Here is a 16,688-nt window from a genome sequence, read left to right as displayed (position 1 = left end):
CATGGCTGAGGTCAGTAACCTGCAGGTCGAGCTGATTGCGGCGACGGCCTTCCACGCCCCCTCCGGGGTGGAGTGGGGCCCGGATGCCACGGCCACGGACGCCGAGGCGCTGGTCGAATTCGCGGGCCGGGCCTGCTACGAGTCTTTCGACAGGCCGAACCCGCGCACCGCCACCAACGCCGCCTACCTGCGGCACATCCTGGAGGTCGGCCACGCCGGCCTGCTCGAGCACGCCACGGCGACACTCTACATCCGCGGCATTTCCCGCTCGGCCACCCACGAGCTGGTGCGGCACCGGCACTTCTCCTTCTCCCAGCTCTCGCAGCGCTACGTCCACCCCGAGCGGGCCTCCGTCGTGCTGCCGGATCCCATCGCCCGCGACGAGCAGCTCACCCGGCTGCTGCTGTCCGCGGTGGACGAGAGCCGTTTTGTCTACGAGGAGCTGCTCCACGCGCTGGAGGAGAAGCTGGAGGACGAGCCCAACGCCCTGCTGCGCAAGAAGCAGGCGCGCCAGGCCGCGCGGGCCATCCTGCCGAACGCGACCGAATCCCGGATCGTGGTCACGGGCAACTACCGCACCTGGCGGCAGTTCATCGCCGCGCGCGCGACGGAACACGCGGACACGGAGCTGCGCGCGGTGGCCGTGGCCTGCCTGCGGCTTTTGTCTCAGCAGGCGCCCGTGCTTTTTGATGACTTTCACATCACCACGTTGTCCGACGGCACGGAGATGGCCGCCAGCCCCTACGCGGGCTAGAACACCGCCATGCCGGGGGGCGGATGCCCGCAGCTCATCAATAAGCGGGTATCCTTGACGCCTATGAGCACAGGTATGACTGCACAGACCGGCATCGAGACCTTCGGCCGCGTCGGGGTCGCCATGGTCACACCGTTTGACCAGGACGGCGCCCTGGACTTGGGTCGGGCTCGAGAGCTTGCTGCGCACCTCGTGGACAACGGCATTGATTCCCTCATTATCGGGGGCACTACGGGTGAGTCTCCCACCACCTCCGTGGCGGAGAAGACTGAAATGGTAAAGGCCGTCAAGGACGAGGTGGGCGACAGGGCACGAATTTGCGCTGGTGCGGGAACCAATAATACGGTGTCTTCCGTAGAGCTTGCCCGCACCATGGCGAATGCGGGGGCGGACAGCCTCTTGGTCGTGACCCCGTATTACTCGAAGCCTTCGCAGGCGGGAGTCTTGGCGCACTTTACCGAAGTAGCTGGCGCCACCGATCTGCCGATCTGCGTCTACGACATTCCTGGTCGCTCCGGTATCCCGATTCACGCGGATACGTTACGCCGGTTGGCTGAACTGCCCACCGTCGCGGCCGTGAAGGACGCGAAGGGTGACCTGCCACTCGGCGCCCAACTAATGCAAGAGACCGGGCTGGCGTGGTACTCCGGCGATGATCCGCTCAACCTCCCGTGGCTTGCCATGGGGGCCAGCGGTTTCATCTCGGTCATCGGCCACGCCGCCCCGCGGGCTCTTGCGGAGCTTTATACTTCTTTCTCAGAAGGAAACCTTGCACGTGCAAGGGAGATAAACGTAAATATTCTGGCCCCGCTCGTTCACGCCCAAGCGCGTCTGGGCGGCGCCACCTTAGCCAAGGCGGCCCTGCGACTGCAGGGTATCGACGTCGGCGATCCGCGGCTGCCTATTCTGGCACCCACCGAGGATGAGCTGACCGAACTCCGCCGCGATTTGCAACAAGCTGGAGTCCTATAAGTATGACTGAATCTCGAAACCGCGCCCGGAAAGTGACCCGCAAGGCGGGCCCGCCGACGGGCCAAGAAGCGGCCTCCAACGAGGCGGCATCGCCGGTATTCCAGGCCCCGCAGAACACCGGAAACGACACTTCCGGCAACAACGGCAACGAAAACAACAACGGCAATTCTGATAACAAGAACAATCAGAACAACGGCGGCAACCAGGGCAACGACAACCACGGTGGGAGCGGAAACAACAACGGCGGCAACCGCCGTTCTAACCGCTCCCGTGGTTCCCGCGGCGGCCGCGGCCGTGGCCGGGGCGGCAACAACGGCGGCAATGGCAACAACAACGGCAACGGTAAGGGCGGCAAGAACAACCGCAACAACAACCGGGGTCGTCGTAACGTGCCCAAGTCCATGCAGGGCGCGGATCTGACCAAGCGCCTGCCCGAGCCGCCGAAGCAGGCCAAGGGCTCGCTGCGCATCTACGCGCTGGGCGGCATCTCCGAGATCGGCCGCAACATGACCGTCTTCGAGTACGACGGCCGCCTGCTGATCATTGACTGCGGCGTGCTCTTCCCGTCCTCGGGCGAGCCGGGCGTGGACCTCATCCTGCCGGACTTCGGCCCGATCGAAAACCGCCTGGACAAGGTGGAGGCCCTCGTGGTCACTCACGCGCACGAGGACCACATCGGCGCTATCCCGTGGCTGCTGAAGCTGCGCCCGGATATCCCGATCGTCGCCTCCCGCTTCACCATCGCGCTGATCGCGGCCAAGTGCAAGGAGCACCGCCAGAAGCCGAAGTTCGTTGAGGTCAACGAGAAATCGGACGTTTCCTACGGCCCGTTCCGCGCGCGTTTCTGGGCTGTCAACCACTCCGTGCCGGATGCCCTGGGCATCATGTTGGGCACCCCGGCCGGCAACATCATCCACACCGGCGACATCAAGATGGACCAGACCCCGCTGGATGGCCGCCCGACCGACCTGCCGGCCCTGTCCCGCTACGGTGACGAGGGCGTGGACCTGATGCTGTGTGACTCGACCAACGCGAATATCCCGGGTGTTTCCGCCTCGGAGGGCGACATCCCGGCCACCTTCAAGCGCCTAGTTTCCAACGCCCGCCAGCGCGTCATCATCGCTTCGTTCGCGTCCAACGTCTACCGCGTGCAGGCGGCTATCGATGCCGCCGTGGCCGCCGGCCGCAAGGTCGCCTTCAACGGCCGCTCCATGATGCGCAACATGGAGATCGCGGAGAAGATGGGCTTCCTCAAGGTCCCGCGCGGCACCATCGTGCCGATTGACGAGGCCGCCAAGATGGCCCCGCACAAGACGGTCCTGATCACCACCGGTACCCAGGGCGAGCCGATGGCCGCGCTGTCGCGCATGGCCCGCCGGGAGCACCGCCAGATCACCGTCCGCGACGGAGATCTCATCGTCTTTTCCTCCTCGCTCATCCCGGGCAACGAGGAAGCCGTCTTCGGCATCATCAACATGTTGTCGCAGATTGGCGCCGAGGTCGTGACCAACAAGGAGGCCAAGGTGCACGCCTCCGGCCACGGTTACGGCGGCGAGCTGCTCTTCCTCTACAACGCCGCGCGCCCGAAGAACGCCATGCCGGTCCACGGCGAGTGGCGCCACCTGCGCGCCAACAAGGAGCTGGCCATTTCGACCGGCGTCGACCGCGACCGGGTCGTGCTGGCGCAGAACGGCGTCGTCGTCGACCTGCACAACGGCCGCGCCCAGGTCGTGGGCCAGATCCAGGTTGGCAATCTCTACGTCGACGGCGTGAACATGGGCGAGGTCGACGCGGACACGCTGGCAGATCGCACCAACCTGGGCTCCGGCGGCGTGGTCTCGATTACCTGTGTTATCGACAACCGCACCTCCCGCCTGATGGAGCACCCGACGGTCGCGACCACCGGCTTCAGCGACGACGATCGATCCGTGGTCCCAGAGGTGGCCGAGCTGGTCGAGAACACCATGAACGACCTGGCCGCCGAGGGCGAAAACGACACCTACCGCATGGTTCAAAAGGTTCGCCGCAAGGTCTCCAAGCTCATGGATTCTAAGTACAAGCGTGAGCCGGTCATCCTGCCGACCATCGTGCCCACCTCGGGGGACGGTTCGCTGATTGATGACGACGAGGTCCACAGCGCCCGTGAATCCCTGTAGCGCCTAAACCGCTACGTATGCTCCCCAGCTCCCTTCTCAGACGTGAAGGGATATGCTGGGGAGCATGTCTTTTTCCGGTACTGAAAGAAACCGACTAGCCGATCTCCTCATTGACCTAGGCTCGGACGCCGCCACGCTGTGCGAGGGCTGGACTACCCACGACATGGCCGCGCACCTCTGGCTGCGCGAGCACCGCCCCGACGCGGCCGCCGGCATGTTCATCCCGGCGCTCAGCGGCCACCTGGATAAGGTGACCAAGCAGGTCAAGGAGCGCGACTACGTGGAGTTGGTCAACGCCTGGCGCGCGGGCCCGCCGAAGTGGAGCCCGTTCTTCCTCCTCGACTCGCAGGCGAACTTCGCGGAGCACTTCATCCACCACGAGGACGTGCGCCGCGCCAACGGCCAGACCGAGCCGCGGGACTTCTCCGCCGCGGTGGATGACCAGTTCACTGCTACGCTTCGCCGCTTCGCCCCGCTCATGCTGAAGAAGTCGCGCCTGCCCGTCATCCTGCACCCGGCTGGCGGCCAACGGATTGTGGCCGCGGACAAGCGGGGAGTGGCCGAGCGCGGCGACGCCGTGGTGGCTATCTCCGGGCAGCCGGCCGAGCTGCTGCTGTGGGTCTACGGCCGCGACGTTGCCCAGGTGGAAATTACGGGCGACGAGTCCGCGATTGTAAAATCTAGCCTGTAGACTTGATTGCAACTTTTCTTCGTGAAATGTGTGTTGCGCCTGTGATTAGTGGGGTATAAGCGGCTAGAGTTACAAGCATGTCTGTCAAGAATGCCTCGTCTCGCCGCAGTAGCTCCCCTGGCCGCAACAAACCTTCGCCGGCCAAGCGGGCGCGTCCGGCGGGCCGTGGCAAGGCCCCCGAGACTTTAGCGGTATCCAGCGCTGCCGAGAGCGAGCACCCTCGCACCGGCAGCGCTTTCCGTGCGGTCGGGCACGGGATGGGGGCGATGTTTTCGGCCACCGCCCGCGGCGTGGGCCGGGGACTGGCAAGCCTGAAGCCCAGCGACGAAGACTTGCTGGACGAGGGCAACGCCGGTAACGATCATAGCGACGGCGCTGCGGCGCCGGTGGAGCAGAACTCTAAGCGGCCGCGCCGCGCCAAGAGAAAGAGGTCAGAAATTACGCCTGAGGACACCCCGTCGAAAAGGTCGAAATTGGAAGAAGAGATTGACGAACACGACGCGCTGGATAACGAAGAGTCCATCGCGGAGGCCGGCATATCCATCGGCAACCCGGACGCGGTTGGCCTGATCCTGCTGGGCCTGGCCGCGGTGATCGGCGCCTCCGTGTGGCTGGACATCGCCGGCCCCATCGGTGCCGGCATTGCCACCGTGGTCCACCTCGTCATCGGCGCGGGCGCGCTCGTGCTGCCCGTCGCCCTGGTCGCCCTGGCCCTGGTGCTCATGCTGCGCATCGGCGGGCCCTCGGGCGGCATCCCGCCCCGGGTCATCCTCGGCACTACCCTCATCGTGGTCTCCATGCTGGGGCTAATCCACATCTTCGCCGGCGACCCCACCGAGTGGGCCGACCGCATGAGCGCCGGCGGCGCCGTGGGCGCCTGGACCGGCGGGCTGCTGGCCCTGGGCTTCTCGGGCTACGTGGCCGTGCCCCTGCTCTTTTTGGTCATCGTCTACGGCGCGCTGAAGGTCACCGGCATTACCGTGCGCGAGGCGTGGGATCTGCTAGTTGACACCACCTCCGGCCTGCGCGGCAAGGACGCCGCGGAGGAGGATGCTGACGACGACGCCTACGGCCAGGTCAGCGATCACATCGACGACATCGCCGCTGGCCGTAACACCGGGCACCGTTCCACCGCCCGCCGGGCGACCGGGCGCCTGTTGCCCAACAAGCCGAAGCCGGCTCCGCAGACGGGCCCGGGCGCAGGTTCCGCCGCTGCCGCGGGCGCCGGTGGTGCTGCGGGCGCGGCAGGTACCCCCGCGTCCCCGGCTTCTGCCTGGAGCGCCGCGCAGGCGGAGACCACTGCTTTGAACAATCTGGGCCGCGCGGCCGGGGCCAAGTCCGATCAGCGCGACGAGCTGGCGGATACCAACGAGATCCCGGTCGTGCGCGACGCCACCCCGGAACCGGAAGACTTGTTTACAGCCTCCCAGGATGCCGGGGCAGCGGAGCCCACGCGAACCCTGGACGCGGGCGCGCCGTCGACGCCGCGCGCGGCTGGCGCTCAGTCGAAGCCCAGTGACGCGGTCTCGGCTTCGCGGGAGGCCATGCGCCAGGCGATTATCGCCCGCTCCGGTCAGGATCCGGCCAGCGGGAAGGCCGCCGACGAGGAAGAGCCGACGGCAGCACCCGCCGCGGCGTCCTCTCCCGCGACGCCGGCGCCGACCGAGGACGGCGACTACGACCTGCCGACGACGGACCTGCTGACCGCGGGCACTCCGGCGAAGGAGCGCACCGAGGTCAACGATCACATCATCGCGGCCATCACGGATGTCTTCGAGGAGTTCAAGGTTAACGCCCAGGTGACCGGCTTTAGCCGCGGGCCGACAGTGACCCGCTACGAGATCGAGTTGGGCCCGGGCGTGAAGGTCTCGAAGGTAACCAACCTGCAGTCCAACCTGGCCTACGCCGTGGCCACCGACAACCTGCGCCTGCTGACCCCGATCCCCGGCAAGTCCGCCGTAGGCATCGAGGTGCCGAACCCGGACCGCGAGATGGTGCGCCTGCGGGAGGTGCTCGACGCCCCGGCGACCCGCGCGCAGACCGACCCGATGCTCATCGGCCTGGGCAAGGACATTGAGGGCGACTTCGTCTCAGCCTCGGTCAAGAAGATGCCCCACCTGCTGGTGGCCGGTGCCACCGGTTCCGGTAAGTCGGCGTTCGTGAACTCCATGCTGGTCTCGCTGCTCACGCGTGCGACGCCGGAGCAGGTGCGCCTCATCCTGGTCGACCCGAAGATGGTCGAGCTGACGCCGTACGAGGGCATCCCGCACCTCATCACCCCGATCATCACGCAGCCGAAGAAGGCTGCGGCGGCCCTGCAGTGGCTAGTCGAGGAGATGGAGCAGCGCTACCTGGACATGAAGTCCGCGCGCGTGCGCAAGATCGAGGATTTCAACGCCAAGGTGCGCTCGGGCGAGTACCAGGCCCCGGCCGGCTCTCAGCGCGACGTTCGTCCGTACCCGTACATCGTCTGCGTGGTCGACGAGCTGGCTGACCTGATGATGACTGCGCCGAAGGAGATCGAGGACTCCATCGTCCGCATCACCCAGAAGGCCCGCGCGGCCGGCATCCACCTGGTCCTGGCCACCCAGCGCCCGTCCGTCGACGTGGTCACGGGTCTCATCAAGACCAACGTGCCGTCCCGCCTGGCGTTCGCTACCTCCTCGCTGACCGACTCCCGCGTCATCCTGGACCAGGGCGGGGCGGAAAAGCTCATCGGCATGGGCGACGCCCTGTTCATCCCGCAGGGCGCCGGCAAGCCACAGCGCCTGCAGGGCGCGTTCGTCACGGACGAGGAAGTCCAGGCCGTGGTCGATGCCGCCAAGCAGCAGGCCCAGCCGAACTACACCGAGGGCGTTACCGAGGAGAAGCAGGATAGCAAGAAGAAGGAAATCGACGACGATATCGGAAAGGATATGGACGACCTCCTGGAGGCCGTCGAACTCGTCGTTACTTCCCAGCTGGGCTCCACCTCCATGCTGCAACGCAAGCTGCGCATCGGCTTCGCCAAGGCCGGCCGCTTGATGGATCTTATGGAATCCCGCGGCGTCGTGGGCCCCTCGGAGGGCTCGAAGGCCCGCGAGGTGCTCACCAAGCCGGAGGAGCTCGAGACCATGCTGTGGTACATCAAGGGCGCTGACCCGGCTGACGCTCCCAAGGAGGTGCAGGAGGAGATGGCACAACAGGAAGCTGCCGGTGCCGCCGGTGAGGCGGACACCAACCCGGATGGGGCACCTGCCGGTGGGGAAGATACCCGCACCGTACAGGCAACCTATAACCCGTCGTCGGGGGCGTTTTAGGGCCCCGGCGGGCCGACTCGTGTAGGATTAAGCGAGTCTTGGAGGGGAGTACCCCATCCTTCGGCGCTGATCGTCAACACGGCAGCGGCAGCACACACTGCCCGCTCCCGGTCGCGCCGGCCCGGGCGTCCGGGCGGGGGAGACCTCCGGTCAATTTTTTGCTGCAACGACCGGAGGGATAAGTGCCATGAGTGTACCCGTATGGATTTGGCTGCTAACTGGCGCAGTCATTCTCGGATTTTTCGTCTTTGATTTCTACTCGCACGTGCGTATCCCGCACGAGCCCACCCTGAAAGAATCCGGTCTGTGGACCGGCTTCTACGTCGCTTTGGCGCTGCTGTTCGGCGTGGTCATCTGGGTCCTGTGGGACCACGAACACGCCGTGCAGTACTACACCGGTTACGTGACGGAGAAGGCCTTGTCGGTCGACAACCTCTTCGTTTTCGCCCTGATCATGGGCGCGTTCAAGATCCCGCGGAAGTACCAGCAGAAGGTGCTGCTCATCGGCATCGTGCTGGCACTCCTCTTTCGCCTGGTCTTCATTCTGCTGGGCGCCGCGGTCATCGCCGCGTGGTCGGACGTGTTCTACCTGTTCGCCATCTTCCTGCTCTACACCGCCATCAAGCTGATTGTGGACGAGGTTCGCGACGCCCCGGAGACCGACCCGAACGACATGGCGGTCATCAAGATGATCCGCAAGGCCATTCACGTCACCCCGCGCTACCACGGCGACAAGCTCATCCACCGCGAGGAATCCGGCCCCAAGAAGGGCAAGCTGGCGCTGACCCCGCTGTTCGTGGCGCTGGTGGCCATCGGCCTGATTGACATCATGTTCGCCTTCGACTCCATCCCGGCCATTTACGGCATCACCTCGGAAGCGTTTTTGGTCTTTACCACCAACGCCTTCTCGCTGATGGGTCTGCGCCAGATGTACTTCCTGCTCGACGGCCTGTTGGACCGCCTGGTGTACTTGCCGTACGGTTTGGGCATCATCCTGGGCTTCATCGGCGTCAAGCTGCTGCTGCACGCCCTGCACGAGAACAACCTGCCGTTCATCAACGGCGGCGACGACGTCCCGGTGCCGGAGGTTTCCACCATCTGGTCGCTGATCATCATCGTGGGCGTTCTTGTCATCACGGTGTTGGCATCCATCTGGAAGAACAAACGCGACGAAGCCCAAGGCGGCATCAAAGTCTCCCACAATCACTACGACTGGGACGAGGAAGGCAACAAGATCGTCCGCGACAAACGCGGCCACCTCATCGGCAAGGCCGACGAGGTCGCCAGCTCCGAATTGCCTTAAACCCGACCATAGTGGGGCGGTGCGCAGCGCACCGCCCCATCCGATCGTCCCGAGCACGATCTTTCGAAAGCCGGTATTTACGCTGCTGGTGGGAATCTGGTCGCGCACATGTAGCTGCGGCGCCGGAATAAGAGAACACGCAGTCTAGAAAATCTTGGTGACGGGGTTCCACTCGCGGAAGCTGCGGCGGGTTACCACGCCCGAGGTGTGGAACGGGTCGTCGTCCATGATCTTGATGGCGTCGGCGACCTGTGCGTCGTCGTCTAGCTGCAGGATGATGAGCGCCCCGCCGGCTGAATCCGGGTGGGGGCCGGAGCCCACAATGAGGCCCCTCTCGCGCAGGCTGTTGATGAATTCGCGGTGGGCAGGGCGCTGCTCCGACACGAGCGGGTTGGTGGAGGCGTAGTCGTAAAAGGTGGCGAAATACTTCATGCTGTCATCTTAGTTTTTTAGCGCCCGACTCGGCGGTTTTCTTGCGGGCTAGATCGGTCCCCGGTCTAGCCCTGGGTGAGACTTGCTCCCTGAACTCGCGGGGTGTTGGCTTTGTCCGCCCAGCTGATTGCCCGGTGGGACCCCGTTTGGGCCGTGGCAGAAAAGGAAACTATCTAAAGCAGGTAAGATTGTAGACGTGAGTCAACCAGGAACTAGGTCATCCAACCCCGGCCCAGCGCACAGCGGTGGCGGGGGCTTGAAGCGCGGCGGGGAGAAGCCCTCCAATTGGAACCTGCCCAACATCCTGACTAGCCTGCGAATCCTTTTCATTCCGGTCTTTGCCTGGCTCGTGTTGGCTGAACATCAGTGGTGGGCGTTTGCTGTCTTCGCCCTGCTGATGATTACGGACAAGCTCGACGGCGACATCGCCCGGGCTAAGGGACTCATTACGGACTTTGGCAAGATTGCCGATCCGATTGCGGACAAGGCGCTGATGACCACGGCGCTGGTCTGTCTGAATATCATCGGGGTGCTGCCGTGGTGGATCACCGTGCTCATCCTAGTGCGCGAATTCGGCATCACTATCTGGCGCATGGTCATGCTGCGACGCGGGCTGGTGGTCCCGGCCTCCAAGGGCGGTAAGCTCAAGACCGTCCTGCAGTCGCTGGCTGTAGCCATGTATCTGTGCCCGCTGCCTGACTGGATGAATATCCCGACGCTGACCGTCATGCTCCTTGCCATGGCCGTCACGGTTGTCACGGGCGTGCAGTACCTGGCGGATGCCCGGAAGCACAATGCCTAGTCCTGCTGGCCCAAACCCCGCCGCCGGTGAGATGGTGACCGCGCTGAAGGAGCGCGGTGAGACCGTCGCTTGGTGCGAGTCCCTGACCGCGGGGCTGGGCGCGGCCACGCTCGCCACGGTCGCCGGGGCATCGGCGGTGCTGCGCGGGGGACTGGTCACCTACGCCACTGAACTCAAGACCACGCTGGCCGGCGTGGACCCCGCGCTGATCGCGGAGCACACTGTTATCTCCGCGTCAGTGGCGGAGGCGATGGCTGCGGGGGCGCGGGCGCGGTGTGGCGCCGACTGGGGCCTGGCCTTGACCGGCGTGGCCGGGCCCGACCCGCAGGACGGGCACGCGGTCGGCGAGGTCTGGGCGGGGCTTGCCGCCCCGGATGGCTCCCAGCGCTCCTGGCAAGTGGGTGGTCCTGCTGGCCTTTCGGGTACCCGAGACGAGATTCGGACCAGGGCAGTGGCCGAGACGCTTGCCGTGGCTGTGGAAAAGATTCGAATTTTTCCCCGCCGATAGGGAACAAAGTACGTTACTGAGCCGTTGGAACTAGTGATGAACACTACTACCGCACTGCTGGATACCCCCACCCGTTCCCATGCCGCGCCGTTAAACGAGCCGTTGCTGCGGGAGGCCCTGGGCTTGAGCCTGCGTGCTTTCCGCGCGGACAAGTCCGTGACCCTGCGCGAGCTCGCCGCGGTCGCCCACGTCTCGCCGGGCTACCTCTCCGAACTCGAGCGCGGCCGCAAGGAGGTTTCCTCCGAGATGCTCGCGGCGGTCTGCGGCGCCCTCGACGTGTCGGTGGCCGATGTACTCATCGAGGCCGCCGGCTACATGGCGCTGCCGTCGGTGGATGAAGAACTGGCGCAGACCGCCCCGGCTGCCTCCGAGCTTTAGCTCCCCTTGACGCCGCCTATTGGCAGCGTGTGCCCGCTATTTTCGCTACGATGGTGGGTCGAAGCACTACTGAGCAATCGATATGTTTAAAGAAAAGAGGCCCTTGGCTCATGGCTAACCCATTTTCCAAACTCTGGAAGTACCTGATGGCTTTGTTTGACTCCAAGATTGAGGAAAACGCCGATCCGAAGGTCCAGATCGAGCAGGCCATCGAGGACGCTCAGCGCCAGCACCAGGAACTGTCCCAGCAGGCTGCGGCCGTCATCGGTAACCAGCGCCAGTTGGAAATGCAGCTGAACCGCCGCCTGGGCGAGATCGAGAAGCTGCAGGGCAACACCAAGCAGGCCCTGCAACTGGCCGACAAGGCCCGCGCCGACGGCGACGAAACCAAGGCGGTCGAGTACGAAAACGCCGCTGAGGCCTTCGCCGCGCAGCTGGTGACCGCGGAGCAGTCCGTCGAGGACACCAAGAAGTTGCACGACCAGGCCCTGCAGCAGGCAGACCAGGCTAAGAAGGCCGTCGAGCGCAACGCTATGGCGCTGCGCGAGAAGGTGGCGGAGCGCTCCAAGCTGCTGAGCCAGCTGGAGCAGGCTAAGATGCAGGAGAAGGTCTCCGAGTCGCTGAGCAGCATGAACGAGCTGTCCAACGGCTCGACCCCGTCGCTGGACGCCGTCCGCGACAAGATCGAGCGCCGCTACTCCAAGGCTCTGGGGCAGGCCGAGCTGGCTGAGAACTCCGTCGAGTCCCGCATGCAGGAGATCCAGCAGGCCGGCGTGCAGTTGGCCGGCCACTCCCGTCTGGAGCAGATCCGCGCCGAGATGAACGACTCCAAGCCGGTCGAGTCGGGCCAGAAGAAGCAGCAGATTGAGTCCGGCCAGAGCACCAGCGGCAACGCCCAGTCGGAGGCCGGCAAGGCAGCCCAACCGGAGGTCAGCAACGACGCCGTGGAGGCCCGCCTGCGCGAGCTGCGCGGTGAGTAATCCGCACTAGTTACTGTGCTTAGCATCAGCGCCCGCTGACAGGCACAAGCCCCCAGCCATCCCGAACAGGGAAGCTGGGGGCTTGCTGCGTTGCGGGCGCTAATCGCCGACGCCGCGGGCGGCCAGCGCCTCGCCCATAGCCTGGGCGCGGCGGATGGAGCGAATGACCACCGGGGTGGCAAAGGCCATCACGGACATGTTCGCCCCGCGGGCCTTGCGGGCGTCCAAGACCTCGCCGACGGTTTCGAACAACAGCGGGATGAGTCGGATAGTCAGGGACATCGCCAAGCTGATGGTCTCCACGGGAAGGCCGAAACGCGCCAGGGGAGCGAGGGTCCGCTCCATCGACTCCATGATCTCGTCCACCGTCGAGGTGAGAGTGAGCAGGAAGGCGACTTCCATCGCCGCGAAGATGGTCAAGAACATCACTGCCGCGTACTCGAAGTCGCGCGACCACCATTGGAAGGCCGCCAGCGGCACGAGGATAAACAAGGGCAGGGTGAGCTGGCTGGCGATGATGGACGGCGGGACCTGGGCCAGGGCGTAGGGGATAGCGCCTACGATTACCGCAGCTAGGGCCCAGGGGATGGTCTTGATGAAGATGCTGGTGACCAAGATAAAGACGATGATGATAGCCAGCTTCACCGAGGGGGAGAGCCGGTGGACGATGGTGTCTTTATCGACGTAGACATTCAGCGGTATGTTTTTGCGCCGCACGAGCGTTGACTCCTTTGCCTTAGAGCGGGCGGGCCGCCATGAGGTTGCGGTAGAAACCTAAGACCTCCACCGGCGGGCCGTCGGCGGCGACCTGGTGGTCGTCGATGCAGATGACCCGGTCGAAGTCGTTGAGGAAATCCAGGTCGTGCGTGACGACGATGAGCTGTTGCTCCAGGCTGGCGAACTCGCGCCGGATGCGGTCGCGGTTGCGCAGGTCCAGCAGGGTAGTGGGTTCGTCGGCGAGGATCAGCGTGGGGTCGATGACGAGTACGGCCGCGAGTGCCAGCATCTGCTTCTGCCCGCCCGACAGGGTGTGCGGGGATTGCTCCGCTAGGTCCGTCAGCCCGAAACGCTCGAGGGCGGCGTCGACACGGCGGTTGCGCTCCTCCTTCGACAGCTTGAAGCGGCGCAGGGAAAAGGCGATGTCGTCGCGCACCTGCGGCATGACGATCTGGTTTTCGGCGTCGGAGAATACGAAACCGATCTTTTTGCGCAGCTCCTTGCCGTTTTCTTCGACGTCGAGTCCGTCGACGGTCACCGTACCGCTGGTCGGCTCACCCAGTCCGTTGATAAGACGGGTCAGGGTGGATTTGCCGCCGCCGTTCGCGCCGATGATGCCGATCCGGTGCTCGTTAAGCTCCAGGCAGATATCGCGCAGGACCTCGGTCTCGTCGTAGGTGACGCCGACGTGGTCGAATTTAATTGTTGGCACGGCGGTCTGCTCGTCGCTTGGTAGCGCCCATGAGATCCGGGAAGGCGGCGTGTACGCCGTACGCAATGATGATGGCGACGACGAGCTTCGCGGAGTCCACTGGGACGAAGGCGAATTGGGCCACGGTGGCCTCGGTCAGCGAGAGGCCGGAGCGGACCATCAGGCCGATAGCGCCGCAGACGTACTGGATGAGCAGGGCCACGAAGCCGGCCAGGATGAAGATGCCGATGCGGGCGCCCTTGGCGCGCGGGGCGCGGTAGGCGATGGAGCCGGCGACCCACGGGGAGATCACGTAGCCGATTATGTAGCCCACGGTCGGGCCGGCCAGGGCGCGCAGCGTCGTGCCGCCGCCGGCCAGTACCGGCAGGGCTAGCCCGAGGAAGAGGAAGAGGAGGCCGACGGCCAGGCCGCGCTTGCCTCCCAGGACGAGCCCGGCCAGGATGATGGCGGCGTTCTGCAAAACGATCGGGACGCCGGCGGTGCCGACGGGGATGGAGACAAAGGCGAGGACAATGACGAGGGCGGTAAAGACCGCCACGTAGGCCAGATCGGAGGCCAGGGTATTCTTCTTCATGCCCGAAAACCCTAGCAGCGAATTGGCATTCTGCAGGAAACCGGCGCTTTTGAACAGTGTTCATGCAGGACAGAGGTACCCCCGCTAGGGCCCCTTATAGTGAGAAGGGCAAACGTTTTTCTGTACGCCCGCCGGGTTGGTTGACCGCGGATATAACGCGGTAGGATGGCGGGCATGCGTTTGACGGAGTACACCCAGCTTATTACGGACGAATTCGGGGCCGAAAAGGCCGCCTGGATTTCCCATTCGCATGTCCTGGCCGAGTTCGGGGATACCGCGGACGTGCTTATCGAACGCGGCGTCGATCCGGGCAAAGTCTGGGACGGGTTGTGTGACGATTTCAGCGTCCCGGAAGAGCGCCGACTGGGCGTGGACTATCCGACCAAATGATCCGCAGACGGCGTGCCGCATTCGAAATTCGAACAGGCGTGCGTGTACTATGGGGGTGGTGTCCGTCGGCGGTATTAGGTTCTACGGTGTAAACGCCAGCGCGCGGGAACCTACCGGCTAGCCGGCGGAGTCTAAAAGTTAAGGCCACGGGTTTATCCGTGCGCTGAGTTATAAACGCGAAGTGCTCTAAGTACTCAAGCCCAAAAGACTTGTTAAAGAAAAGGTGAGTTAGAACCATGGCTGCTAAGAAGAAGTCCGCTAAAGCCACCGGAAATAGCGCGGATGACCGCAAGAAGGCGCTAGACGCCGCGATGGCCATGATCGAAAAGGATTATGGCAAGGGCGCGGTCATGCGTCTGGGCGATGACAACCGCCCGCCCATCCAGGCGATTTCCTCCGGCAACACCGCCATTGATATCGCGCTGGGTATCGGCGGCTTCCCGCGCGGCCGCGTGGTAGAGATCTACGGCCCAGAGTCTTCCGGTAAGACCACGGTGGCCCTGCACGCCATCGCGGAGGCCCAGAAGGGCGGGGGCATTGCCGCCTTTATCGACGCCGAGCACGCCCTCGACCCAGAATACGCTCGTTTGCTGGGAGTGGACACGGACAACCTGCTGGTCTCCCAGCCGGATACCGGTGAGCAGGCGCTGGAGATCGCGGACATGCTGGTGCGCTCCGGTGCCATCGACATCATCGTGGTAGACTCCGTGGCCGCGCTGACGCCGAAGGCGGAAATCGAAGGCGAGATGGGCGACAGCCACGTCGGCTTGCAGGCCCGCCTGATGTCGCAGGCACTGCGTAAGATGACCGGCGCGCTGTACAACTCCGGAACAACCGCCATCTTCATTAACCAGTTGCGTGAAAAGATCGGCGTCATGTTCGGCTCCCCGGAGACGACCACCGGCGGTAAGGCCCTGAAGTTCTACGCCTCGGTGCGCTGCGACATCCGCCGCATCCAGACCCTGAAGGACGGCCAGGACGCCATCGGTAACCGCACCAAGATGAAGATCGTCAAAAACAAGGTCTCCCCGCCGTTCAAGATCGCGGAGTTCGACATCATGTACGGCGAGGGCATCTCCCGTGAGTCCTCCATCATCGACCTGGGTGTCGAGCACGGCTTCATCAAGAAGTCCGGCTCCTGGTTCACCTACGAGGGCGACCAGCTGGGGCAGGGCAAGGAGAAGGCCCGCAACTTCCTAAAGGAAAACCAGGACCTGGCTAATGAGATCGAGAAGAAGATCTTCACCAAGCTGGGCGTGGGCGCCGACGCCGCCAACGCGGGCGAGGAAGTCGCCATGGACGTGCCGGGTGCCGATGATGACCTTACGGATGAGTCGGTCGGCCTGGTGCCGAACGTCGACTTTGACGACGACCAGGACTAGGTAGATGCCGCAGCCATCACCGGACAAGATCGCGCGGCTGCAGCGCGCCTTGGACGATTACGCGCGCGGCAGCGGCGAGACCGATCTCTTCGATAGAGAAGCCGAGGAATCCAAGTCCAAGGTCCGCGAGCGTGCCTTGCGGCTGCTGGACCAGCGCTCCCGCTCGCGGCAAGAGCTCGCCCAGCGCCTGGAGAAGCTCGAATTCGACCCCGCGGTCGTCGCGGACGTTTTGGATGACTTGTCCCGGGTGGGGCTTGTCGATGACGCCACCTTCGCCCGCGAGTGGGTGCGCCAGCGCCACCAAGCCCGCGGGAAATCCGCCCGCGTGCTGGACCAGGAGCTGCAGCGCAAGGGCGTGGGTGCTGAGGAGCGCCAGGTGGCGTTGGAACAGATTGACGCCGCCGACGAGCGCGCCATGGCCTGGTCGCTGGCGCAAAAGAAGGCCCGCGGCGTGAAGGCCGTGCCCGCAGATAGGCACGAGCGGGACAAGGCGCTACGCCGCATCGTCGGCGTGCTGGCCCGCCGCGGTTTCCGGGAATCTGACTCGCTGGATCTGGCGAAGAAGGCGCTGGCCGAGCGCGAGGCCGAGCTGGAAGCCTAGGCCCCGGGCAGTTATGAAATGGCCTGGTTGATCATTA

At 64.6% G+C, this 16,688-nt stretch carries 17 protein-coding genes; 13 read left to right on the top strand and 4 right to left on the bottom strand.

Translation table 11 applies throughout. From position 1 onward, the window contains the following. Position 1: 1 nt before the first annotated feature. From thyX to HMPREF3067_RS04185, 6 genes are all read left to right on the top strand, one after another. The gene (gene thyX / locus HMPREF3067_RS04210; protein WP_070768478.1) at positions 2-754 is read left to right on the top strand and encodes an FAD-dependent thymidylate synthase; all 753 of its coding nucleotides are present in this window, start codon (positions 2-4) and stop codon (positions 752-754) included. Positions 755-817: 63 nt separating this feature from the next. Further along, on the top strand, positions 818-1,726 hold the full coding sequence (gene dapA / locus HMPREF3067_RS04205) for a 4-hydroxy-tetrahydrodipicolinate synthase (RefSeq protein WP_070768502.1): 909 nt from the start codon (positions 818-820) through the stop codon (positions 1,724-1,726). Positions 1,727-1,728: 2 nt separating this feature from the next. Beyond that, a complete protein-coding gene (locus HMPREF3067_RS04200; RefSeq protein ID WP_083319129.1) occupies positions 1,729-3,882 on the top strand; it encodes a ribonuclease J in 2,154 nt (717 codons plus the stop codon). A 64-nt stretch (positions 3,883-3,946) separates the two neighbouring features. Next, entirely contained in the window at positions 3,947-4,573 is a 627-nt protein-coding gene (locus tag HMPREF3067_RS04195; RefSeq protein WP_246819233.1) for a TIGR03085 family metal-binding protein, read from the top strand. A 77-nt stretch (positions 4,574-4,650) separates the two neighbouring features. Next, positions 4,651-7,872, top strand: coding sequence for a DNA translocase FtsK (locus tag HMPREF3067_RS04190; protein ID WP_070768476.1), 3,222 nt, complete (start codon positions 4,651-4,653; stop codon positions 7,870-7,872). Between the two features lie 187 nt (positions 7,873-8,059). Continuing rightward, positions 8,060-9,175, top strand: a complete 1,116-nt coding sequence (locus HMPREF3067_RS04185; protein WP_070768475.1) for a TerC family protein — start codon at positions 8,060-8,062, stop codon at positions 9,173-9,175. 144 nt (positions 9,176-9,319) lie between these two features. Here HMPREF3067_RS04185 and HMPREF3067_RS04180 read toward each other — a convergent pair whose 3' ends face one another. After that, on the bottom strand, positions 9,320-9,607 hold the full coding sequence (locus tag HMPREF3067_RS04180; RefSeq protein WP_070768474.1) for a YciI family protein: 288 nt from the start codon (positions 9,605-9,607) through the stop codon (positions 9,320-9,322). Between the two features lie 187 nt (positions 9,608-9,794). Here HMPREF3067_RS04180 and pgsA point away from each other — a divergent pair, with 187 nt between their 5' ends. The 4 genes from pgsA to HMPREF3067_RS04160 all read left to right on the top strand — a co-directional run bounded on the left by pgsA (position 9,795) and on the right by HMPREF3067_RS04160 (position 12,275). Then, positions 9,795-10,409 carry a CDP-diacylglycerol--glycerol-3-phosphate 3-phosphatidyltransferase gene (pgsA, locus tag HMPREF3067_RS04175; protein ID WP_371259768.1) on the top strand — a complete coding sequence of 205 codons (615 nt, stop codon included), beginning with the start codon at positions 9,795-9,797 and terminating at the stop codon, positions 10,407-10,409. Then, entirely contained in the window at positions 10,402-10,917 is a 516-nt protein-coding gene (locus HMPREF3067_RS04170; protein ID WP_070768472.1) for a CinA family protein, read from the top strand. Before pgsA ends, HMPREF3067_RS04170 begins: the two co-directional genes overlap by 8 nt. Before the next feature lie 36 nt (positions 10,918-10,953). Further along, positions 10,954-11,295: a helix-turn-helix domain-containing protein gene (locus HMPREF3067_RS04165; protein WP_070768471.1), complete on the top strand. Its 342-nt coding sequence runs from the start codon at positions 10,954-10,956 to the stop codon at positions 11,293-11,295. A gap of 110 nt (positions 11,296-11,405) precedes the next feature. Next, positions 11,406-12,275, top strand: coding sequence for a PspA/IM30 family protein (locus HMPREF3067_RS04160; protein WP_070768470.1), 870 nt, complete (start codon positions 11,406-11,408; stop codon positions 12,273-12,275). Positions 12,276-12,374: 99 nt separating this feature from the next. Here the strand turns inward: HMPREF3067_RS04160 and HMPREF3067_RS04155 are convergent, their stop codons facing one another. The 3 genes from HMPREF3067_RS04155 to HMPREF3067_RS04145 are packed head-to-tail and all read right to left on the bottom strand — an operon-like array spanning position 12,375 to position 14,278. Further along, the gene (locus HMPREF3067_RS04155; protein ID WP_070768469.1) at positions 12,375-12,992 is read right to left on the bottom strand and encodes an energy-coupling factor transporter transmembrane component T family protein; all 618 of its coding nucleotides are present in this window, start codon (positions 12,990-12,992) and stop codon (positions 12,375-12,377) included. 19 nt (positions 12,993-13,011) lie between these two features. Then, the gene (locus tag HMPREF3067_RS04150; protein WP_070768468.1) at positions 13,012-13,704 is read right to left on the bottom strand and encodes an energy-coupling factor ABC transporter ATP-binding protein; all 693 of its coding nucleotides are present in this window, start codon (positions 13,702-13,704) and stop codon (positions 13,012-13,014) included. Beyond that, positions 13,691-14,278, bottom strand: a complete 588-nt coding sequence (locus tag HMPREF3067_RS04145) for a biotin transporter BioY (protein WP_070768467.1) — start codon at positions 14,276-14,278, stop codon at positions 13,691-13,693. Before HMPREF3067_RS04145 ends, HMPREF3067_RS04150 begins: the two co-directional genes overlap by 14 nt. Positions 14,279-14,452: 174 nt before the next feature. Between HMPREF3067_RS04145 and HMPREF3067_RS04140 the strand changes: the two genes are divergently transcribed. The 3 genes from HMPREF3067_RS04140 (at position 14,453) to HMPREF3067_RS04130 (ending at position 16,651) form a co-directional block, all read left to right on the top strand. Then, entirely contained in the window at positions 14,453-14,668 is a 216-nt protein-coding gene (locus HMPREF3067_RS04140) for a DUF3046 domain-containing protein (protein ID WP_070768500.1), read from the top strand. Positions 14,669-14,904: 236 nt separating this feature from the next. Then, positions 14,905-16,050: a recombinase RecA gene (gene recA, locus HMPREF3067_RS04135; RefSeq protein WP_070768466.1), complete on the top strand. Its 1,146-nt coding sequence runs from the start codon at positions 14,905-14,907 to the stop codon at positions 16,048-16,050. 4 nt (positions 16,051-16,054) lie between these two features. Next, positions 16,055-16,651, top strand: a complete 597-nt coding sequence (locus HMPREF3067_RS04130; RefSeq protein WP_070768465.1) for a regulatory protein RecX — start codon at positions 16,055-16,057, stop codon at positions 16,649-16,651. Positions 16,652-16,688: the final 37 nt, after the last annotated feature.

Origin of the sequence: Corynebacterium sp. HMSC04H06, from assembly GCF_001815935.1 — a bacterium.
Classification (GTDB): Bacteria; Actinomycetota; Actinomycetes; order Mycobacteriales; family Mycobacteriaceae; genus Corynebacterium.
This window is presented reverse-complemented; position numbering and strand designations above follow the sequence as displayed.